21 protein-coding genes and 1 tRNA gene are annotated in these 18,837 nt (G+C 71.7%); 5 read left to right on the top strand and 17 right to left on the bottom strand.

Annotation, left to right across the window (positions count from 1 at the left end):
* Positions 1-119: 119 nt before the first annotated feature.
* Positions 120-842 carry a Crp/Fnr family transcriptional regulator gene (locus EV148_RS03620; protein WP_131993543.1) on the top strand — a complete coding sequence of 241 codons (723 nt, stop codon included), beginning with the start codon at positions 120-122 and terminating at the stop codon, positions 840-842.
* Positions 843-872: 30 nt separating this feature from the next.
* Here EV148_RS03620 and EV148_RS03615 read toward each other — a convergent pair whose 3' ends face one another.
* The 12 genes from EV148_RS03615 to EV148_RS03560 all read right to left on the bottom strand — a co-directional run bounded on the left by EV148_RS03615 (position 873) and on the right by EV148_RS03560 (position 11,992).
* On the bottom strand, positions 873-2,831 hold the full coding sequence (locus EV148_RS03615) for a PAS domain S-box protein (protein WP_131993540.1): 1,959 nt from the start codon (positions 2,829-2,831) through the stop codon (positions 873-875).
* A complete protein-coding gene (locus EV148_RS03610; RefSeq protein WP_131993537.1) occupies positions 2,828-3,553 on the bottom strand; it encodes a response regulator in 726 nt (241 codons plus the stop codon). The genes EV148_RS03615 and EV148_RS03610 overlap by 4 nt, the downstream gene beginning before the upstream one ends.
* 90 nt (positions 3,554-3,643) lie before the next feature.
* Positions 3,644-3,817, bottom strand: a complete 174-nt coding sequence (ccoS, locus tag EV148_RS03605; protein ID WP_131993534.1) for a cbb3-type cytochrome oxidase assembly protein CcoS — start codon at positions 3,815-3,817, stop codon at positions 3,644-3,646.
* The gene (locus EV148_RS03600) at positions 3,814-6,237 is read right to left on the bottom strand and encodes a heavy metal translocating P-type ATPase (protein WP_131993531.1); all 2,424 of its coding nucleotides are present in this window, start codon (positions 6,235-6,237) and stop codon (positions 3,814-3,816) included. The genes ccoS and EV148_RS03600 overlap by 4 nt, the downstream gene beginning before the upstream one ends.
* 4 nt (positions 6,238-6,241) lie before the next feature.
* Positions 6,242-6,466 carry a hypothetical protein gene (locus EV148_RS03595; protein ID WP_131993529.1) on the bottom strand — a complete coding sequence of 75 codons (225 nt, stop codon included), beginning with the start codon at positions 6,464-6,466 and terminating at the stop codon, positions 6,242-6,244.
* The gene (ccoG, locus tag EV148_RS03590) at positions 6,463-7,878 is read right to left on the bottom strand and encodes a cytochrome c oxidase accessory protein CcoG (RefSeq protein WP_199222706.1); all 1,416 of its coding nucleotides are present in this window, start codon (positions 7,876-7,878) and stop codon (positions 6,463-6,465) included. The genes EV148_RS03595 and ccoG overlap by 4 nt, the downstream gene beginning before the upstream one ends.
* The gene (locus EV148_RS03585; protein WP_241987959.1) at positions 7,875-8,129 is read right to left on the bottom strand and encodes a hypothetical protein; all 255 of its coding nucleotides are present in this window, start codon (positions 8,127-8,129) and stop codon (positions 7,875-7,877) included. Before EV148_RS03585 ends, ccoG begins: the two co-directional genes overlap by 4 nt.
* A gap of 2 nt (positions 8,130-8,131) precedes the next feature.
* Positions 8,132-9,067 carry a cytochrome-c oxidase, cbb3-type subunit III gene (gene ccoP / locus EV148_RS03580; protein ID WP_131993523.1) on the bottom strand — a complete coding sequence of 312 codons (936 nt, stop codon included), beginning with the start codon at positions 9,065-9,067 and terminating at the stop codon, positions 8,132-8,134.
* Positions 9,064-9,219, bottom strand: a complete 156-nt coding sequence (locus EV148_RS03575; RefSeq protein ID WP_131993519.1) for a cbb3-type cytochrome c oxidase subunit 3 — start codon at positions 9,217-9,219, stop codon at positions 9,064-9,066. The genes ccoP and EV148_RS03575 overlap by 4 nt, the downstream gene beginning before the upstream one ends.
* A complete protein-coding gene (gene ccoO, locus EV148_RS03570; protein WP_131993516.1) occupies positions 9,216-9,839 on the bottom strand; it encodes a cytochrome-c oxidase, cbb3-type subunit II in 624 nt (207 codons plus the stop codon). Before ccoO ends, EV148_RS03575 begins: the two co-directional genes overlap by 4 nt.
* Before the next feature lie 10 nt (positions 9,840-9,849).
* Complete coding sequence (gene ccoN / locus EV148_RS03565; protein ID WP_131993513.1) at positions 9,850-11,274, bottom strand: cytochrome-c oxidase, cbb3-type subunit I; 1,425 nt, start codon at positions 11,272-11,274, stop codon at positions 9,850-9,852.
* Between the two features lie 151 nt (positions 11,275-11,425).
* Positions 11,426-11,992: a GNAT family N-acetyltransferase gene (locus EV148_RS03560; RefSeq protein WP_131993510.1), complete on the bottom strand. Its 567-nt coding sequence runs from the start codon at positions 11,990-11,992 to the stop codon at positions 11,426-11,428.
* Positions 11,993-12,153: 161 nt separating this feature from the next.
* On the opposite strand from EV148_RS03560, the gene EV148_RS03555 reads away from it, so the two are divergent.
* From EV148_RS03555 to EV148_RS03545, 3 genes are read left to right on the top strand one after another with little or no spacing between them, the layout of a single operon-like run.
* The gene (locus tag EV148_RS03555; protein ID WP_131993507.1) at positions 12,154-12,444 is read left to right on the top strand and encodes a hypothetical protein; all 291 of its coding nucleotides are present in this window, start codon (positions 12,154-12,156) and stop codon (positions 12,442-12,444) included.
* Positions 12,445-12,459: 15 nt separating this feature from the next.
* Entirely contained in the window at positions 12,460-13,284 is an 825-nt protein-coding gene (locus EV148_RS03550; RefSeq protein WP_131993504.1) for a universal stress protein, read from the top strand.
* A gap of 12 nt (positions 13,285-13,296) precedes the next feature.
* Positions 13,297-13,485: a hypothetical protein gene (locus EV148_RS03545; RefSeq protein ID WP_131993501.1), complete on the top strand. Its 189-nt coding sequence runs from the start codon at positions 13,297-13,299 to the stop codon at positions 13,483-13,485.
* 104 nt (positions 13,486-13,589) lie between these two features.
* On the opposite strand, the gene EV148_RS03540 is transcribed toward EV148_RS03545, so the two are convergent.
* The 4 genes from EV148_RS03540 to EV148_RS03525 all read right to left on the bottom strand — a co-directional run bounded on the left by EV148_RS03540 (position 13,590) and on the right by EV148_RS03525 (position 17,303).
* Positions 13,590-16,127, bottom strand: a complete 2,538-nt coding sequence (locus EV148_RS03540; protein WP_131993498.1) for a cation-translocating P-type ATPase — start codon at positions 16,125-16,127, stop codon at positions 13,590-13,592.
* A 46-nt stretch (positions 16,128-16,173) separates the two neighbouring features.
* The gene (locus EV148_RS03535) at positions 16,174-16,725 is read right to left on the bottom strand and encodes a cytochrome b (protein ID WP_131993495.1); all 552 of its coding nucleotides are present in this window, start codon (positions 16,723-16,725) and stop codon (positions 16,174-16,176) included.
* A gap of 23 nt (positions 16,726-16,748) precedes the next feature.
* Positions 16,749-17,063, bottom strand: coding sequence for a DUF190 domain-containing protein (locus EV148_RS03530; RefSeq protein ID WP_158287301.1), 315 nt, complete (start codon positions 17,061-17,063; stop codon positions 16,749-16,751).
* Positions 17,064-17,226: 163 nt separating this feature from the next.
* Positions 17,227-17,303, bottom strand: a tRNA-Arg gene (locus EV148_RS03525).
* A 226-nt stretch (positions 17,304-17,529) separates the two neighbouring features.
* On the opposite strand from EV148_RS03525, the gene EV148_RS03520 reads away from it, so the two are divergent.
* Positions 17,530-18,033 carry a c-type cytochrome gene (locus tag EV148_RS03520; protein ID WP_131993991.1) on the top strand — a complete coding sequence of 168 codons (504 nt, stop codon included), beginning with the start codon at positions 17,530-17,532 and terminating at the stop codon, positions 18,031-18,033.
* A 171-nt stretch (positions 18,034-18,204) separates the two neighbouring features.
* Here EV148_RS03520 and EV148_RS03515 read toward each other — a convergent pair whose 3' ends face one another.
* Positions 18,205-18,798: an acyl carrier protein phosphodiesterase gene (locus tag EV148_RS03515; RefSeq protein WP_131993489.1), complete on the bottom strand. Its 594-nt coding sequence runs from the start codon at positions 18,796-18,798 to the stop codon at positions 18,205-18,207.
* Between the last annotated feature and the right edge of the window lie 39 nt (positions 18,799-18,837).

The following is an 18,837-nucleotide window of genomic DNA, read 5'->3' as shown; positions in this document are numbered from 1 at the left end:
GACTTGCGGCAGATCAAGTCGCGCGTGTTACACGCTGTTACCGAGCGTGTCCGTGGCGTCGTCGTCGCGGGCGGCCCGGTTCCTAGACTTTGCGCCATCGAAGACGACGGAGCTGCACGATGTACGCGAACGAAGCGACCAACCGAGGCCCGCTGGCGCAGGCACCGCGCCCGGCATTCGAAGCGCGCGACGACATCGGCATCGAAGAGCTGCGCGAACACGTCCGGGTCGGGCGCCGCAAGGTCGCGGCCGGACAGCACGTCTACCGCGCCGGCCAGCCGTTCCACGCGCTGTTCCTTGTCAACTTCGGCTGCCTCAAGACGAGTGAACTCGCCGACGACGGCCGCGAGCAGGTGACCGGCTTCCGCATGCGCGGCGACCTGCTCGGTGTCGAATCGATCGGCCTCGCGCGTTACGCCTGCGACGTCGTCGCGCTCGAGGACTCGGAGGTGTGGGAATTGCCGTACCCGCCGATGCTCACCGCCTGCCTGCGCGTGCCCGCGCTGCAGGCGCGCCTGACCGAATCGCTCGCCGCCGAGATCCGCCGCGACCGCCAGTGGATGCTCACGCTCGGCACGCTCGGCGCGGAAAGCCGCGTCGCCGCATTCCTGCTCGACCTCGCCGACCGCCACGCGCGCATCGGCCTCGACCCGAACCGCTTCGTGCTGCGCATGTGCCGTATCGACATGGCCAACTACCTCGCGCTCAAGCACGAGACCGTCAGCCGCGTGCTGTCGCACCTCGCCGACCGTGGCTTCATCGACGTGCGCCGCCGCGACGTGACCATCCTCGACGCCGACGCCCTCGCCCGCGCCGCATCCGACCAGGCGGCGGTGCACTAGGCGGGCAGCGACACAAGCAGGACCAACGCCTCACGGCCGCGCGGCGCGGGCGAACAGGCGGTCGATGGCTTCGGCGAGTGCTTCGCGGCGGTAGGGTTTGCGCAGCAGTGGCAGGCTCGGGTCGTCGATGTCTTCGCCGGTGCGTTCGTAGCCGGAGGTGAGCAGGACCGGCAGGCCCGGGCGGAGCAGGCGCGCTTCGCGCGCGAGTTCGATGCCGTTGATGCCGCTGCCGAGTACGACGTCGGTGAACAGCAGCTCGATCGAGGCGTCCTCGCGCAGCAGGGCCAGCGCTTCTTCGCCGTTCGCGGCGACGCGGGCCAGGTGGCCGAGCGCGCGCATGAAGGCGACGGCGATGCCGCGCACCTCCGGTTCGTCCTCCACCACCAGTACGACCTTGCCGCCGCGGGTCGCGGACGGGGCAGGTGCCGGCGCCGTGCCGGCGCCGTCGGTCGCCACCGGCAGGTAGAGCGTGACGCGCGTGCCGTAGCCGAGCTCGCTCGCGATCGTCATCGAGCCGCCCGACTGGCGCGCGAAGCCATACACCATGCTGAGGCCGAGGCCGCTGCCGCGGCCCGCGTCCTTGGTCGTGAAGAACGGCTCGAGCGCGCGGGCAAGCACGTCGGCCGGCATGCCCGTGCCGGTGTCGGCGACGCTGATGACGACGTAATGGCCGGCGGCGAGATCGGCGACTTCGGCGTCTGCATCGATGCGCAGCTCGTCGACTTCGATCTCGAGGTTGCCGCCGCGCGGCATCGCGTCGCGTGCATTGAGCGCGAGGTTGACCAGCGCGGCGTCGAGTTCGCCCGGGTCGGCGTAGACGGCGGGTATCGCGGCCGGGCATCGGATCGACACGCTGATGCTCTCGCCCAGCGTGCGCCGCAGCAGCGCGTGCAGGTCGGCGAGCCATTCGGGCAACGCGATCGTGCGCGGCGTCAGGCGCTGGCGCCGCGCGAACGCGAGCAGCTTGCGCGTGAGCGCGGCGCCATTCGCGACCGCGCGCATCGCGCCCTGCACGATCTGCTCGCGCTCGGCGCCTTCGAAGCCATCCTGCAGCAGTTGCAGGTTGCCCGAGATCACCGTGAGCAGGTTGTTGAAGTCGTGCGCGACGCCGCCGGTGAGCTGGCCGATCGCCTCGAGGCGCTGCGCATGCGCGAGCTGCTCCTCGCTGTGGCGTCGCTGCAGCGCCGCGCTCAGGAGGTTGGCGATCGACTGCAGGAAGTGCAGCTGGTCGCGGTCGAACGCCGATGCATCGGCAGACAACGCGAGCAGGGCGCCATCGGCGCCATAGCGGCCGCGCAGGGGCAGGCAAGCCGAGCGGTGCAGGCCGGCCGCGGCAGCAGCGGTGCGCAAGGCATCGCCGTCGTCGTCGCGTGCGAGCAGGTCGGGCAGGTCGTCGAGCAGGGCCGGCGGCACGCCGAGCGCGGCCTGCACCTGCACGCCGGCGCGCTGCGGCGACGACAGCAGTACCGCGACGCCGTCGATGCCGAGCGCGCCGGCGACCATGCCCGGGATCGACGGCAACAGCGACTCGACCGCGCGCGATTCGAGCGCGATGCGGCCGGCTTCGGCGACGGCCGCGTCGTACCGCGCGCGCGCAAGCGCCTGGCGCACGCGCCGCGTCTCGGAAATGTCGCGGATCGAGGCGGCATACAGCGGATGCGCGCCGCCCTGCACCGGGCTCAGGCTGATCTCGACCGGAAACTCGCTGCCGTCGAGGCGCTGGCCGACGAGTTCGAAGCCGGCGCCCATCGGCCGCAGGCGCGGGTTCGCCATGTAACGTTCGCGATGCGCGACATGGCCACCGCGCAACGCGGCCGGCAGCAGCACTTCCACCGGCTCGCCGACGAGGCCGCCCGGCGCGCGGCCGAACAGCGCTTCGGCCTGTGCATTGGCGAGCACGATGCAGCCGCTGCGGTCGACCACGATCGTCGCGTCGGGCGCGGTCTCGAACAGCGTGCGGAACAGGTCCGGCGTGGCGACGTCGTTCATGTACGTTCGATCCTGGCCGCGAACAGGTAGCCCGCGCCGCGCACGGACTTGATCAGCTGCGGGTCGGCCGGGTCGGCTTCGATCTTGCGGCGAAGGCGGCCGACCTGCATGTCGATCGAGCGATCGTACGGGCCGGCCTCGCGGCCATGCAGCGCGCCGATGAGGTCGTCGCGCGACAGCACCTGGTTCGGCCGCGCGACGAACGCGGCGAGCAGGTCGAACTCGCCGGTGGTCAATGCCACGGCCTGGCCGTCGTGTTCGCGCACGAGCGTGCGCGACGCGGCATCGAACGCATAGCCGGCGAAGCGCGCGACCGCGCTGGCGGGACGCGTGGCGCCGCGTTCCCGGCTGCGGCGCAGCACGCTGCGCACGCGCGCGAGCAGTTCGCGCAGGTCGAACGGCTTGGTCACGTAGTCGTCGGCGCCGAGCTCGAGACCGACGATGCGATCGACGGTGTCGCCGCGGCCGCTCACGATGACGACGGGTCCGCTCCAGCTGGCACGCAGGTAGCGCGTCAACTCGAGCCCGTCCTCGCCCGGCAGGCCGAGGTCGAGCAACACGATGTCGATCGGCGCGGACGCCAGCGCGCTGCGCATCGAGGCGCCATTGGCCGCCGCGACGACGCGGAAGCCGTGCAGGCCGAAATAGCGCTGCACGAGCTCGACGATCGCGACGTCGTCGTCGACGACGAGCAGGGTGGGCGTGGCGTCGGCGGCGGACATCGCGGGCGTCGGTCGAAGGCGCGTGGGCGGGGCATCGTAGCATCGGCGTGGCGTCCCGATGAGGCCGCCGTGCGCGGCGGCTGCTCACCCTCAGCGCGGGGCTGGCCCGGCATCGCGCGTGGCCGCCTCGTCGTCGACGAGCGGGGCGAGTGCGGGCGTGTCGAGGTCGTCGTACTGCGCAGCGTCGACGGCCCAGAAGAACGCCGCGACGGCGAGGCCGAGCAGCACCAGGCTGACAGGGATGAGGGCGAGAATGATGTTCATGCGGGTTGCGTCCGGGGCAGCGGTGGCGCAGGCGCAACCGCGGACGGGCGCCGCGCGGCGCGGTGGTGGCCGATCGCGAACGTGTTCACGACGACGATGAGCGAACTGGCCGACATGCCGATCGCCGCGAGCCAGGGTGGCACGAAGCCGAGCGCGGCGAGCGGGATCGCGAGGAGATTGTAGACGAGCGTCCAGCGCAGGTTGCGACGGACGACGGCGAGCATGCATCGCGCGACCTCGCGTGCCTCGACCAGATGGCCGAGGTCGGGGCCGCTGAGGACGATGCCGCTCGCCGCCTGGGCGATCGCGGCGCCGTCGCCGAGGGCGATCGCGACGTCGGCGCCACCGAGCACGGGCCCGTCGTTGACGCCGTCGCCGACCGCGGCCACCGCCACGCCGCGATCACGCAGCGCGGCGATGTGCGCGAGCTTGTCCGCGGGCGTGGCGCCCGCGCGCCACCCGGCGATGCCGAGCGTCGTCGCGACGCGACGGACGCGGTGCGCATGATCGCCGCTGACGATCTCGCAGGCGATACCGGCCGCGTGCAGTGCGTCGATCGCGGCGCGCGCGCCGTCGCGTACGCGCTCGACGACCGGGAAGCGCGCGATCTCGCCGTCGTCGTCGGCGAGCACGAGGGCATCGCCGTCGTCGCCCGCGGCGAGCGCGAACTCCGCGCGGCCGAGTCGCAGCGTGCGGCCGCCGAGATGACCGGCCACGCCGCCGCCGGTCTCGCGCACAGCCGTGATCGCCGGCAGCGCGAGGCCACGCGCGGCGTCGCGCAGCGCACGCGCGAACGGATGCGTGCTTCCCTGCTCGAGCGCCGCGGCAGCGGCGAGGGCGGAGGCGCGCGAACCGCGGGCGATGCGCATGCGCGCGAGGTCGATCGCCGGCTCGGTCAGCGTGCCCGTCTTGTCGAACACGAAGCGCTCGACGCGGGCGAGTGCTTCGAGCGCGTCGGCGTCGACGACCATGACGCCGCGCCGCGCGAGCACGCCGACCGCACGCGTCAGCGCCGCCGGGGCGGCCAGCGCGAACGCGCATGGACAGCTGATCACGAGCACCGCGACCGCGCTCGCGAACGCGCGCGACGGATCGAAGATCATCCAGGCGAGCGCGACCACGCCCGTCGCCGCGAGCACGCGCAGGACGAAGCGCGCCGCCGCCGCATCGGCGAGGCGGGCGACGCGCGGGCGCGCCGCGGCGGCGCGCTCGACCATGCGCGCGAGCGTCGACAGCACGGTCGCCGGCCCGACCCGCCGTACCTCGACCTCGATCGGACCGTCGAGGGCGACGCTGCCGGCGACGACCTCGTCGCCGGCCTCGCGCAGGCAGGCGGCGGATTCGCCGGTCAGCAGCGACTCGTCGACGCGGCAGCGCGCGCCGTGCAGCACGCCGTCGACGGGAATGGTCGCGCCGGCGCCGACGCGAACGACCTCGCCGGGTTCGAGTTCGTGAACGCCGACCGTCTCGCAGGTCCCGTCGACCAGGCGTTGCGCGGTCGCCGGCTGCAGGCGCACCAGCGCATCGGCCACCTCGCCCGCGCGCTGGCGCGCGCGCAGCTCGACGTAGCGGCCGAGCAGCAGCAGGAACACGAACATGCTGACCGAGTCGAAATAGACCTCGCCCTCGCCGAGCACGGTGGCGACCACGCTGCCGGTGTAGATCGCGCCGATCGCGAGTGCGACCGGCGTGTCCATCGACAGCCGTCGCGCGCGCCATTCGCGCAGCGCACCGGCGAAGAACGGCCGCGCGGCGTACAGCACGACCGGCGTCGCGACGAGCATGCCCATCCAGCGCAGGAACGCCGCCACCGCCGGCGCGATGCCGTCGAACGCGCCCGCGTACAGGGCGACCGCGTACATCATCGCCTGCATCGCGCCGAAGCCGGCGACGATGAGGCGCTTCATCGCCGCGCGCCGCTCGCTCGTGCGCAACGCGTCGACGCGATCGCCCTCGAGCGGATGCGGTCGATAACCGAGCCGCGCGAGCGCGGCAAGCAGCACGGACAGCCGCGTGCGACGCGGATCGAACGCGACGCGCACGCGCTGCACCAGCGGCGACACGGTCGCCTCGTGCACGCCCTCGCAGCGCGAGAGCGCGCGTTCGATCAGCCACGCGCAGGCGCTGCAATGCATGCCTTCGACAAGCACGGTCGCCTCGCAGCGTCCTGCATCGAGCTCGCGCACGTGCCGTCGCGCGAGGCGCGGCCGATCCCATTCGGCGAAGTCGTCCGCGGGCGCGGCGCGCGTGCCAGCGCCTTCGCGCAACCGGTAGTAGTCGGCGAGGCCGAGGCCGTCGATCCACTCGACTGCGGCGCGGCAGCCGATGCAGCAGACCGCATGCGCCTGCCCGCCGACGGTCGCGAGCAGCGGCGTGCCGTCGCCGACCGGCTCGCCGCAATGGAAGCACGCGCCGGCCATCGCCTCAGTGCCGCGACGCCGCGGCGCCCGGCCGCGCCGGCGGCTGGTGGCCCGGCCGCGGCGCGTCGTCGGGCACGACGATGTGCGCGTCGGGATGGCGCATCGCGGTCGCGACGAGCGAGAGCGAGCCGAGCACGGTTGCGCCGAGCAGGACGACGATGAGCCAGACCTCGACGACGCGATACCAGCGCGTCGATGCGGGGGGAACGGATTCGGCGGGCGTGTTCACGGGGACTCCGGGGCGAAGAACTGCGCCTTCGCGCGGGCGAGCTCGCGGCCGTCGTCGGCGCTGACGACGATCGTGACGGGATTGCGTCCGCGCACCGCGCCGGGTTCGGCGCGCAGGGTCAGCGGCAGCGAAAAGACCTCGCCGGGGTCGAGCGACACGCTCGCGCTGCCGATCGTGCGTAGTGGCAGCGGCGTGTCGGCGTGCAGCGACAGCGCGACCGCGCGATCGGACTTGTTGGCGAGCTTGACCGCGTAGCTGTTCTCGATCGCGCCGTCGCCGACGCTGCGGAACAGCGCATTGCGGTCGTGCAGCACTTCGGCGATCAGCGGTGCGCGCGCGGCCACGCCCCACGCGAACGCGGCGACGAGCACGCACAGCGCGCCGGCGTAGGCGAACACGCGCGGGCGCAGGATGCGCCGTGCCTTGCCGCCCAGTTCGTTCTCGGTGGTGTAGCGGATGAGGCCACGCGCGAGGCCGATCTTGTCCATCACGTCGTCGCAGGCGTCGATGCACGCGGCGCAGGCGATGCAGTCGATCTGCAGGCCTTCGCGGATGTCGATGCCGGTCGGGCAGACCTGCACGCAGGCGCGGCAGTCGATGCAGTCGCCGAGCGTGCGCGTCGCCACGCCCGCATCGACGCTGCGCAGCTGCGCGCGCGAACGGTGGCCGCGCGGTTCGCCGCGTGCGACGTCGTAGCTGATCACGAGCGTGTCGCGGTCGAACATCGCGCTCTGGAAGCGCGCATACGGGCACATGTACTTGCACACCTGCTCGCGCAGCATGCCTGCGTTACCCCAGGTCGCGAACGAGTAGAACAGGACCCAGAACGCTTCCCAGCCGCCGAGCCGCCACTGCAGGACTTCGGCGCCGAGTACGCGGATCGGCGTGAAGAAGCCGACGAAGGTGAAGCCGGTCCACAACGCGAACACGACCCAGGCGACGTGCTTGGCGGTCTTGCGCGCGAGTTTGTTGCGGTTCCACGGCGCCTTGTCCAGGCGCATGCGCGCGTTGCGGTCGCCCTCGATGCGCCGCTCGATCCACAGGAACACTTCGGTCCATACCGTCTGCGGGCAGGCGTAACCGCACCAGAGCCGGCCCGCGAGCGCGGTGAAGAAGAACAGGCTCAGCGCGGCGATGATGAGCAGCAGGGTGAGCAGGTAGAAGTCCTGCGGCCAGAAGGTGAGGCCGAACACGTGGAAGCGGCGCGCCGGCAGGTCGAACAGCACGAGCTGCTGCCCGCCGACGCTGATCCACGGGAACGCGTAGAACATGCCGAGCAGCCAGAACACCGCGGCGATGCGCAGGCGCTGGAAGCGGCCATCGATCTCGCGCGGATAGACCTTCGGCTGCCTCGCATAGAGCGCGCCGCCGTCGACGACGCGCACGTCGATCTTGCGGGACTGCCCGTTCACGGCTGCCTGCCGTTCCGCGCGGGCGGGCGCAGCAGCAGCGCGGTGAACAGGCTCGCCGACGCGGTGCAGAGCCAGAACATGAAGAAGCCGATCGAGTAGCCGAGTTCGCGCGAGAACGCGATGCGCGGCCAGGTGATCGTCGCGAGATCGAGCGGATCGACGACGGCGAAGAACACCATCGTCGCGACGCCCGCGGCGAAGAACGACGGCCACAGGATCGCGCCGAACCAATGGACGCGATGGTCGCGCATCGTCATTGCGCACCGGCCGCCGGTGCGGCGGAGGGCGCCCCCGCCCGTTGCGGGTTCTGCGACAGCAGCCACGCGACGGCGAGGCGCGCGCGGTCTTCGCCGAGCACGGACGCCCACGCCGGCATCGTGCCGCTGCGGCCGTCGGTGATCGCGGCGCGCACGGCGGCGACGTCGCCACCACCGTGCAGCCAGATGTCGTCGGTGAGGTTCGGTGCGCCGAGCGCGTGGTTACCCTTGCCGTCCTTGCCGTGGCACGCGGCGCAGATCGTCTCGAAGCGAGGCTGGCCGAGCGCGGCGAGGCGTGCGTCGTGCGGCCGGCCGGAGAGGCTCATCACGTAATGGGCGACCTCGTCGACGCCGCCGTCGGGCAGCGTCGCGGCGAGCGGCGGCATCACGCCGTGGCGCCCGCGCATCACGCTCGCGAGCATCGTCTCGCCGTCGCTGCCGTAAAGCGCGTCGTCGTCGACGAGGTTCGGATAGCCCACTGCGCCGCGCGCATCCGAGCCGTGGCAGGCGGCGCAGGTATTGGCGAACACGTTGCGGCCGATCTTCACCGCCTTCGGATCCTGCGCGAGCGCGTCGAGCGATCGGCCGCGAAAACCCGCGTAGAGCGTTTCGAGTTTCGCATTGGCCTCGCGCAGTTCATCGGCGGCGGCGGCGCCGGACGTCCATCCGAGGCGGCCGGCGAAGTTGCCCATGCCCGGATACAGCACGAGGTAGCCGATCGCGAAGACGACGGTCAGCACGAACAGGCCGAACCACCAGCGCGGCAGTGGATTGTTGAGTTCCTCGAGGTCGCCGTCCCAGACATGGCCGGTGGTCGCGCTGCCGGCGCCGTCGCCGCCGCGGCGGCGCGCGGTCGCGAACAGCAGGGCGACGAGGCCGACGATGTTGACGACGACCAGCAGGATGATGAACCAGCTCCAGAACGCGCTCATGGGCAATCCTCCGCGTGCGGGTTGTCGGTCGGACGCTCGAGCGCGAGCGCGGCGGCTTCCTCGAACGCGTCGCGGCGGCGCGCGCTCCAGGCCCAGGCGGCGAGCACGGGGAACAGCACGAGCATGACCGCGATGAGGATGCCCGAGGTCATTTCGCGGCCTCCGCTGCGGCCGGCTGCGTGTTCGTGCCCAGGCCCTGCAGGTAGGCGACGAGCGCATCCATTTCGGTCTGGCCGGTGACAGCCGCGCGCGCGCCGGCGAAGTCCTCGGCGCTGTACGGCGTGCCGAGCTTCGCGAGAGCGTGCATCTTCTTTTCGACGAGGTCCGGATCGACGAGCGCCTGCGACAACCATGGATAACCCGGCATGTTCGATTCCGGCACGACGTTGCGCGGGTTCTTGAGATGCACGCGGTGCCAGTCGTCCGAATAGCGGCCGCCGACGCGCGCGAGGTCCGGCCCGGTGCGCTTGGAGCCCCACTGGAACGGGCGGTCGTACACCGATTCGCCCGCCGCCGAGTACGGCCCGTAGCGCAGCGTCTCGGAAGCGAGCGTGCGGATCATCTGCGAATGGCAGCCGTAGCAACCCTCGCGCACGTAGACGTCGCGGCCGGCGAGGCGCAGCGGCGAATACGGCTTGATCCCCGGCGCCGGCTCGACCGCCTGCGCCTGGAACATCAGCGGCACGATCTCGGCGAGGCCGCCGCTGAGGATCACGACGAGGATGAGTGCGGCCATCAGGCCAACGTTCTTTTCGATGAAGGCATGCAGCATGGCGGCGACCTCAGGCGTGGACCGGCAACGGGACGGCGACGACCGGCAATGTCCGGCGTGGCAGGCAGGTCTTCCACGCGTTCCAGGCCATGACCAGCATGCCGGCGAGGAACAGCAGGCCGCCGAGCGCGCGCGTCACGTAGTAGGGATAGGTCTGGCGCAGCGACTCGATGAACGTGTAGGTCAGCGTCCCGTCCGGATTCGTCGCGCGCCACATCAGGCCCTGCATGACGCCGGCGATCCACATGGCGGCGATGTACAGCACGACGCCGATCGTGGCGATCCAGAAGTGCAGGTCGATGGCACGGGTCGAGTGCATGCGTTCGGCGCCGAACAGCTTCGGCAGCATGCTGTAGACCGCGCCGATCGTGATGAAGGCGACCCAGCCGAGCGCGCCGGCGTGGACGTGGCCGATCGTCCAGTCGGTGTAGTGCGACAGCGAGTTGACCGTCTTGATCGACATCATCGGCCCTTCGAAGGTCGACATGCCGTAGAACGACAGCGAGACGATCAGGAACTTGAGGATCGGATCGGTGCGCAGTTTGTGCCACGCACCCGACAGCGTCATGATGCCGTTGATCATGCCGCCCCAGCTCGGCGCGAGCAGGATCAGCGAGAACACCATGCCGAGCGACTGCGCCCAGTCCGGCAGCGCGGTGTAGTGCAGGTGGTGCGGGCCGGCCCACATGTAGACGGCGATCAGCGCCCAGAAGTGCACCACGGACAGCCGGTACGAATAGATCGGCCGCTGCGCCTGCTTGGGGATGTAGTAGTACATGATCCCGAGGAAGCCCGCGGTGAGGAAGAAGCCGACCGCGTTGTGGCCGTACCACCACTGCACCATCGCGTCGACCGCGCCCGAGTAGATCGGGTAGGAGTCGGTCAACGTCACCGGGATCGCGAGGCTGTTGACGATGTGCAGCACCGCGACGGCGAGGATGAACGCGCCGAAGAACCAGTTGGCGACGTAGATATGCTTCACGCGCCGCTTGACGATCGTGCCGAAGAAGACGATCGCGTAGACGACCCAGACCGCGGCGATGAGCACGTCGATCGGCCAGATCAGCTCGGCGTATTCCTTGCTCTGCGTGTAACCGAGCGGCAGCGTGATCGCGGCGAGCACGATGACTGCCTGCCAGCCCCAGAACGTGAACGCGGCGAGGCGGTCGCCGAACAGGCGCGCCTGGCAGGTGCGCTGCACGACGTAGTACGAGGTCGCGAACAGGCCGCAGCCGCCGAACGCGAAGATCACCGCGTTCGTGTGCAGCGGCCGCAGGCGGCTGTAGGTGAGCCACGGGATGTCGAAGTTCAGCGCCGGCCAGGCCAGTTGCGCCGCGATGAGCACGCCGACCGCCATGCCGACGATGCCCCAGACGATCGTCGCGATCGTGAACTGGCGAACGACCCGGTCATTGTAGGTTTCCACGTTCTGCATGGGATGCCCCTGGCTGGTTGCGCGCGCAGTGTCCGCGGGCACCGGCGCGCGGACTTGATCGAGGTCAAGATCGGCGATCGCTGGCGCGCCGCTGCGGCGATTCGTCACACGCTGGCGCCACGCCGTCGCGGCCGCGGCCGCGGACGTCGCCTCAAAGCTTCAGCGAATGGATCACCTGGCTCGCATCGAGCGGATCGCTGCGCCGCGTGAAGCCGAGGTAGGCGGCGAGCTCGCGCATCGGCGCGTTGTCCACCGCATCGAGCGACACCATCTCGTGGATGCCGCGCGCGCGGGCGACCGCGATGAGGTGGCGCATGAGCAGCGTGCCGAGTCCCCTGTGCTGCCACTCGTCGGCGACGGTGACCGCGCATTCGCACGACTTGCGGTCGGCGCCGAGGCTGAAGCGGCTGACACCGATGATGTGCTTGCCGCCCTCGCGCGCGACCAGCGCCGCGAACGCGACTTCGCGGCGGAAATCGAGCTGCGTGAGCTGGCGCACCAGCGCGTCGCTCGGCGAACCGATCAGCCCGAGGAAGCGCAGCCGCTGCGAGCGCGGCGAAAGATGCTCGATGAACTCGCGCTCGAGCGCCGCGTCGTCCGCGCGCAAGGGGCGGACCAGCACGCGCGTGCCGTCGAGCAACTCGTCGTGCCAGTGCTGCGCCTCGTCGCCGACGGCGTGCGGGATCGGGGAGGACGTGTTTCCGGACTGCGATTGCATGGCCGAACTCCTCGGGGAAGACGCGCCGATCCTGCGCGCACGCCGCGCCGCTGCATTGATCTGGATCACCTTGGACGCGGACCGCGGCGTGGTTGACCGGCATCAAGTCGCCGGCGGCCGCACGGCGCTAGCGTGGCGTCCGACGAATGACGGAGGCGACCATGCAAACCCGACATCCCGCGGCCGAAGGCGCCGCTGCGGCGGCGATCGGCGCGGACCTGCTGCGCATCCGGGCAGGCTTCGACGCGGCCGTGCTCGACTTCGTGGTCGACCGCTGGCGCCGCAACCTCGACGTATTCATGCGCCTGGCGACCTGCGGCTCGCCGCTCGCCTTCACGCTGCTGTGGATGGATGCGGCCGCCGAGGCGACGGCCGAGGGCTTGGCCATCGCGCAGCGCCTGTGCGGCATGGTCGAGCCGGCAGTCGCCGACAGTGCCCTCGTCGTGTCCTGAGCCGGGAGAACCAATATGCACGACATCATGGTCCACACCGGGCGCCATGACGCCTGGGGCAGCGGCGTCGAATACGCCGCCGATCTCGCCGCGCGCCTCGACGGCGCGCTCACCGGCGTCTTCGTGCACCCCTCGCCGCTCTACATGATGCCGCCGTACGCGCCCGGCAGCGTCATCCAGGCGGCGTTCGAAGCCGCGCGCGAGGCGGAGCAGTCCGCCTGGGCCGCGCGCGACGCGTTCACCACCTGGGCGATGAAGATCGGCGTGCGCCAGGCGTTCTGGCAGGTCGCCGAAGGGCGCACGCCGGAGACGCTCGCGCACATCGGCAACTGGCACGACCTGCTCGTGCTCGAGCGCAACGCCGACATGCCATGGGGCGCGCCGCCCGACCTCGGCGCGATCGTGCTCGCCTCGCGCATGCCGTGCATCGTCGCGCCGCCGGGTTGCCGCGACGCCCCGCTCGGCCGCATGGCGATCGCCTGGAACGGCTCTGCCGAAGCCGTGCGCGCGCTGCACGCCGCGTTGCCACTGCTGCATCACGCGTCGACGATCGTGCTGCTCGACGGCGGGCGACGCGCGCCGGACATCGAAGCGGGCTGGCTGCCGCCGTTCGATGTCGATGCGTACCTCGCGCGGCACGACATCCGCGTGACGAAGAAACCGATCCTCGTCGACGACGACGGCGCCGGCGAAGCGATCCTCGCCGCGGCCGGCGAGGTCGGCGCGGAGCTGCTCGTGATGGGCGCCTATGGTCGCTCGCGCTTCAGCGAATGGGCGTTCGGCGGTGCCACCCGTACCGTGCTGCGCGAGGCGACCCTGCCCGTGCTCATGCGCAACTGAGAGGAAAGCGCCATGGACCACGCCAACGGCGTCCTGCTGCTCATCGCCGCCCTCGTCACGGTGCCGTCGCTCGTCGCGGGCACGATGTACTGGACGCACCGCCGCGGCGCGGGCATCGTCAAGGGTTGGGGCGGCGCGCTGTTCATCCTGCTCTGCTGGATCGCCGCGCTCGGCCTGATCCTCTATCGCACCGCGCACTGATACCGATCGCGCGACGGGCGCGATGTCACTGCAGGAGTCCACCCCGTGGGCAACCGCAGCGTCGAAAATGCACCGGGGCGCGACGGTCGCGCAGGGGTGCGCTCCTAGGGAGGCGTGGTACGTGCGCTTGCGAGCCGATCCACGCGCAGGCGCACGGCGAGTACGAAGGCGAGCAGGGCGAGCGGAAGCGTGCCCGCGAGCCCTAGGATTCCCGCCGGGGGCACTGCGAAGCGGAAGAAGCGCGCGAGCGCGGGCAGCGCGAGCGAGAGCGCGAGTGCGCCGCACGCGCCCGCGACGACGAACCAGAACGCGTGGTTGCGGGTCCGCCAGAGTCCACGGCCGCGGTTGAGCGCGATGAGGCCGACGTTGCTAGCGACGAGGGCGACGAACGCCGCCGCGGCGACCTCCGCGTCGCTGCATCCCTGCGCGCGTGCGAGCGCGTAGACGAATGCGCAGGCAGCGAACGCCAGCGCGCCGTCGCCGATGCTGCCGGCGAGCAGGCGCAGGCCGATCACCGCGCGCCGTGGATCGCGCGGCGGCCGCCGCATGACGTCGGCGGCCGCGGCCTCGCGCTCGAACACGAGCGCGCAGGCCGGATCGATCACGAGCTCGAGGAACACGATGTGGATCGGCCAGAGCACGAGCGGCCCGCCACCGAGCAGCGGCAGCAGCGCCATGCCCATGATCGGTACGTGCACGGCGAGGATGTAGCGCATCGCGCGCACGATGTTGTCGTGGATCGCGCGGCCGCGGCGGATGCCGCGCACGATCGAGACGAAGTCGTCGTCGAGCAGCACGAGCGCGGCGGCCTCGCGCGCGACGTCGGTACCGCGCCGGCCCATCGCGATGCCGACGTCGGCGGCCTTGAGCGCGGGCGCGTCGTTGACGCCATCGCCGGTCATCGCGACGATCCCGCCCCGCGCGCGCAGGGCCTGCACGAGGCGCAGCTTGTGTTCCGGCGTCACGCGCGCGAACACGCGCCGCCGCGCGAGTGTGCCGGCGAGCTGCACATCGTCGCAGGCGGCGAGCGCCGCGCCACCGAGCGCGCCGTCGCCGATGTCGATGCCGGCCTGCCGCGCGATCGCCTCGGCAGTGTCGGCGAAGTCGCCGGTCAGCATGATCACCTCGACGCCGGCCGCCCGCGCTTCCGCGACCGCATCCGCGACGCCGGCGCGCAGTGGGTCGACGAACGCGACGAGGCCGGCTTGGGCGAAGACGAGCTGCTCCTGTCGCTCCGGCAACGGCTCCCCGGCGGGATGCGCGAGCGCGCCGATCGCGATCACGCGCAGGCCCTCGCGTCCGAGCGCGGCGACCTCGGCGAGCATCCGCGCGCGTCGTTCCGGCGCGAGCCGGCACAGCTCGGCCACCGCTTCCGGCGCGCCGCTGCAGGCACCGATGAGCCCGGAGGGCGTGCGCCATACCTGGGTGCGCGCGAACAGGGCCGGCGTCAACGCGTACTCGCGCACGAGCACGCGCTCGTGCGCGTCGGCGGGCGGCGACGCTTCGACGATCGCGCGCTCCATCGGGTCGGTCGGGTCGACGCGGCAGGCGAGCGCGGCCCGCGCGAGCAGGTCGTCGAACGCCGCGCCGATCGGCGCGCCGGAGGCGAGATCCCAGGCCGATTCGCCGCAGCGCAGCGCGGCGACGCGCATGCGGTTCTCGGTGAGCGTGCCGGTCTTGTCCACGCACAGCACGGTGATCGCGCCGAGCGTCTCGATCGCCGGCATGCGCCGGGTGAGCACCTGCTCGCGTGCGAGGCGCCAGGCACCGAGCGCGAGGAACACGGTGAGCACGACCGGGAATTCCTCCGGCACGTTGGCGATCGCAAGCGTGACGCCGGCGAGCAGCGCGTCGATCCAGCCGCCGCGCAGCGTCGCGTACAGGCCGGCGACCAGTGCGCAGAGCGCGAGCCCGATCGCCGCGAACGCGATCACCGCGCGGTCGATCTCCCGTTGCAGCGGACTGCGTGGTGTCGCCGTGTGCACGAGCGAGGTGCCGATGCGGCCTACCGCCGTGCGTGCGCCGGTCGCGACGACTTCGGCGAGGCCGTGGCCGCGGACGACGAGCGTGCCCCGGTAGACGTGGTTCGCGCGCGTCGGCGCGCCGTCGTCGCCGTCGGCGTCCGCGTGCTTGGCGGCAGGCAGCGCCTCGCCGGTCAGCAGCGACTCGTCGACACCCAGTTGCGTCGCCGCGAGCAGGCGCGCATCGGCCGGCACGCGATCGCCTTCGTCGAGCACGAGCACGTCGCCGACGACGAGGCGGCGCGCATCGATGCGCACGCGCTCGCCGTCGCGCAGCACCGAGGCCTGCGGCGCGGACAGGTCGCGCAGCGCGTCGAGCGCCTTCTCGGACTTGTTCGACTGCTGCAGCGTGATGCCGATAACCACGGCGACGGAGGCGACCAGCACGAGCGCCTCGCCGATGTCGCCGAGCACGACGTACAGCGCCGCGGCCGTGCCGAGCAGCAGGAACATCGGCTCGGCCAGCACCGCGGCCACCCGCGCGAGGACGCCGCGCCGTTGCGCCATCGGCAGCTCGTTCGCGCCGTCGCGCGCGAGCCTGCGTTGCGCATCGATCGTGGCGAGACCGAGCGCGGCGGGCTTCGGCTCGCCTGTGCAGGTGGCTGTCGCGTCGTCGTTCATGCGGCCCCGGGCTCGGATCGATCGGTTCGCCGCGCGGCGGCGGGCGTCAACGCCGCCGGCGTCGCGGCAGCATGCGCAGCAGCGTGTCGTCGCGGCGCAGCCAATGGTGGGCGAGCGCGGCGGCAGCATGACCGCCGACGAGCGCATAGCCGACCATCGCCCCGCCTGCGTGCCATGTCCCGGCGATTCCGGCGAGGGCCGGGTCGGCCGGCACGAGCGGCGGCAGCTCGAAGGCGCCGAACGCGATGCGCGTGCCGCGCGCACTGGCGAGCAGCCAGCCGAGCAGCGGCATCGCGACGAGGAACGCATACAGCAGCACGTGCATGGCGAGCGCGAAGCGTGCCTGCAGTCGCGATGGCGGCGGCACGATCGCCGGGCGCCGCCCCGCGCGCAGGGCGAGCCGCGCGAACACGGTCACGAACACGCACAGGCCGGCGAACGCGTGTACCGCATCCAGCCGGGCGCGTTGCGGACCGTCGTGCGCGAACAGCGCCTGCGACGCGACCGACGCGTATGCGGCTACGATCAGCAGCGCCATCGTCCAATGCAGGGCGATCGTCGGCGAGCTGTAACGATGCGGGTCGTTCTTCCAGCGCATGCGGTCCTCCGCGTCGAGCGGCCTCAGGACCGGCCGCCGACGAGGCCGAACTCGACCGGCCAGCGCGCGTAGGCGAGCGCGACCGGTTCGCCGGCGAGGGAATCGACGAGCCGCCGCGCATCGTCTTCGGTCAACAGGAACTCGACGAGGATGGGCTGGCTGCCCGGCAGTTCGCCGAAGCGCGGTTCGTGCAAGCCGCCGTGGCGGCCGAACCCGGCGATCGCGCGGAACACCGACGCGCCGGGCATGCCGAGGCTGCGCGCGTGCTGCAGCAGCCATTCGTGGGTCGGCCGTCCAGGCTCGGCCGGGTCCTCGCAGAAATGGAATCGCAGGCACATGCCGCGCATCGCAGCGCTCCTCGGCGGGACTCCCGCTTCCGTGGGCATGCATCCATTGTCCGCGTGGCGCGGCGCGACGAGTTGACGCGGGTCAAATCGGGGCCGGCAGGCGGCAGGCGCGCATCGCGCAACCCGGATGGCGGGGCCTCGATACAGAAGGAGATGGCGCGCCCGAGAGGATTCGAACCTCCGACCACCGCCTTCGGAGGGCGGTACTCTATCCAGCTGAGCTACGGGCGCATCGTCGCGGTTGCCGGGTCGGTCGGACCGCCCGGCGGGGGCGCAGTATAGCCGACCGCCGGCGTGCTCCGGGCCCGGCGATGCGCGGCGGCCCGGCGGCGCCTTCCGCGGGCCGGGGCGTGCCCGCTATAATCCCGGGACTTTTTGCACGCCGAACGGGCCCCTGGCCCGGCGCATCGCGTCCTTTCGAGGTGGATCCGTGACCAATCCCGTTCCCAAGACCGACATGGTCTTCCTCAAGCACTTCGCGCAGCTGATCGCGTTCCTCATGTTCGTCGCGGTCCTGCTGGTCGTGCTCGGCGCGTACATCTATTCCAAGCACCCGCCGGAAGAGAACCCGGACAAGGCGAAGGTCGTGGCCGAGCGCATCGCGCCGGTCGGCGGCGTCTACGCCGGCGACACCGGCCGCGCCGCGATGCAGGCCGCGCAGGACGCGGCCGCCAAGGCTGCCGCCTCGCAGGTCGCCTACGGCGGCACCACCGACGGCAAGACGATCTATGGCAACCTCTGCCACAGCTGCCACGACACGGGCGCCGGCGGCGCGCCGAAGATCAGCGACAAGGCGGCCTGGGCGCCGCGCGTCGCGCAGGGCATCGACACGCTCGTCAAGCATGCGATCGAGGGCTTCACCGGCAAGGCGGGCGTGATGCCCGCGCGCGGCGGCAACCCGGCGCTCAACGACGAGCAGGTCAAGGCCACCGTCGAGTGGATCGCCGGCGAAGTGAAGTAAGACGGTCGGGGTCGATGTAGGGCGGGTCGAGCCGCGCAGCGGCGAGTCCCGCCGCGGCGCGCCGTAACGTTGCGGTGGTACGTGCGATACGCGTAGTGCCTGCACGAGAGCATCGCGCCTTCCGGCGCTCCCCGCCTCATGAGTCCCTCGGTCGCTTGGCGACGCGCGTGCCTACGGCACGCCGAGCCGCGCCCGCTCGCGCCCCGCATGCGCGAGCAGATCCGGAAAGAATGCCGCGAAATCGCCTTCGAGCGCGTCCGCCTGCGCCTCGATCGCGGGCATCGCGTGCGCGAGCGGGTTGTCGCGCGACAGTCGCTGCGACAGTCCGCGGAACACGTCGGCAATCATCGCGCGCTCGCGGTAGCGTTCGGGCAGGTCGTTGCGGCCGAGGTATTCGACGAAACGGCGCATGCGCGGCGGCACTTCGTCCGCGCGGCGTTCGAGCAGTGCACGCACCTCGCGCGAGTACGTCGCGAGCGGCACGGGTGCCCAGCGCGACCAGTCGCGCGCGAGCAGGTGGTCGAACCAGACGTCGAGCAGGATGCCGGCGTAACGACGGAACGGCGGCGCGAAGCGCGCACGCGCCGCTACCACGCGGGGATGCGTATCGGTGTACGCGTCGACGCTGCGATGCAGGGCGATGCCCGCGCGCACGCCGACACGGAGCGCGGGATCGATCGCGCCGCGCACGAAATCGCCGACCAGGCTGCCGAAACGCACGTCGTCGTCGGCGCCTGCGAGCAGCGCGTGCGCGAGCAGGTTCATGCACGGATCGTCCAAGCGCCTGCCGCCGGCGTCAATGGG

Source organism: Dokdonella fugitiva (assembly GCF_004342425.1).
GTDB classification, from domain to species: domain Bacteria; phylum Pseudomonadota; class Gammaproteobacteria; order Xanthomonadales; family Rhodanobacteraceae; genus Dokdonella_A; species Dokdonella_A fugitiva.
This window is presented reverse-complemented; position numbering and strand designations above follow the sequence as displayed.

Excerpts from the sequence above, each read along its gene's own strand:
- EV148_RS03585 (WP_241987959.1), bottom strand. The coding sequence starts at position 8,129 with ATGCGCGACCATCGCGTCCATTGGTTCGGCGCGATCCTGTGGCCGTCG.
- EV148_RS03540 (WP_131993498.1), bottom strand. The coding sequence starts at position 16,127 with ATGAACGACGACGCGACAGCCACCTGCACAGGCGAGCCGAAGCCCGCC.
- EV148_RS03560 (WP_131993510.1), bottom strand. The coding sequence starts at position 11,992 with ATGCAATCGCAGTCCGGAAACACGTCCTCCCCGATCCCGCACGCCGTC.
- EV148_RS03530 (WP_158287301.1), bottom strand. The coding sequence starts at position 17,063 with ATGTGCCTGCGATTCCATTTCTGCGAGGACCCGGCCGAGCCTGGACGG.
- EV148_RS03520 (WP_131993991.1), top strand. The coding sequence starts at position 17,530 with ATGGTCTTCCTCAAGCACTTCGCGCAGCTGATCGCGTTCCTCATGTTC.
- EV148_RS03610 (WP_131993537.1), bottom strand. The coding sequence starts at position 3,553 with ATGTCCGCCGCCGACGCCACGCCCACCCTGCTCGTCGTCGACGACGAC.
- ccoP (WP_131993523.1), bottom strand. The coding sequence starts at position 9,067 with ATGAGCGCGTTCTGGAGCTGGTTCATCATCCTGCTGGTCGTCGTCAAC.
- EV148_RS03515 (WP_131993489.1), bottom strand. The coding sequence starts at position 18,798 with ATGAACCTGCTCGCGCACGCGCTGCTCGCAGGCGCCGACGACGACGTG.
- EV148_RS03615 (WP_131993540.1), bottom strand. The coding sequence starts at position 2,831 with ATGAACGACGTCGCCACGCCGGACCTGTTCCGCACGCTGTTCGAGACC.
- ccoN (WP_131993513.1), bottom strand. The coding sequence starts at position 11,274 with ATGCAGAACGTGGAAACCTACAATGACCGGGTCGTTCGCCAGTTCACG.
- EV148_RS03545 (WP_131993501.1), top strand. The coding sequence starts at position 13,297 with ATGGACCACGCCAACGGCGTCCTGCTGCTCATCGCCGCCCTCGTCACG.
- EV148_RS03575 (WP_131993519.1), bottom strand. The coding sequence starts at position 9,219 with ATGACCTCGGGCATCCTCATCGCGGTCATGCTCGTGCTGTTCCCCGTG.
- ccoO (WP_131993516.1), bottom strand. The coding sequence starts at position 9,839 with ATGCTGCATGCCTTCATCGAAAAGAACGTTGGCCTGATGGCCGCACTC.
- EV148_RS03555 (WP_131993507.1), top strand. The coding sequence starts at position 12,154 with ATGCAAACCCGACATCCCGCGGCCGAAGGCGCCGCTGCGGCGGCGATC.
- EV148_RS03620 (WP_131993543.1), top strand. The coding sequence starts at position 120 with ATGTACGCGAACGAAGCGACCAACCGAGGCCCGCTGGCGCAGGCACCG.
- EV148_RS03550 (WP_131993504.1), top strand. The coding sequence starts at position 12,460 with ATGCACGACATCATGGTCCACACCGGGCGCCATGACGCCTGGGGCAGC.
- ccoS (WP_131993534.1), bottom strand. The coding sequence starts at position 3,817 with ATGAACATCATTCTCGCCCTCATCCCTGTCAGCCTGGTGCTGCTCGGC.
- EV148_RS03535 (WP_131993495.1), bottom strand. The coding sequence starts at position 16,725 with ATGCGCTGGAAGAACGACCCGCATCGTTACAGCTCGCCGACGATCGCC.
- EV148_RS03600 (WP_131993531.1), bottom strand. The coding sequence starts at position 6,237 with ATGGCCGGCGCGTGCTTCCATTGCGGCGAGCCGGTCGGCGACGGCACG.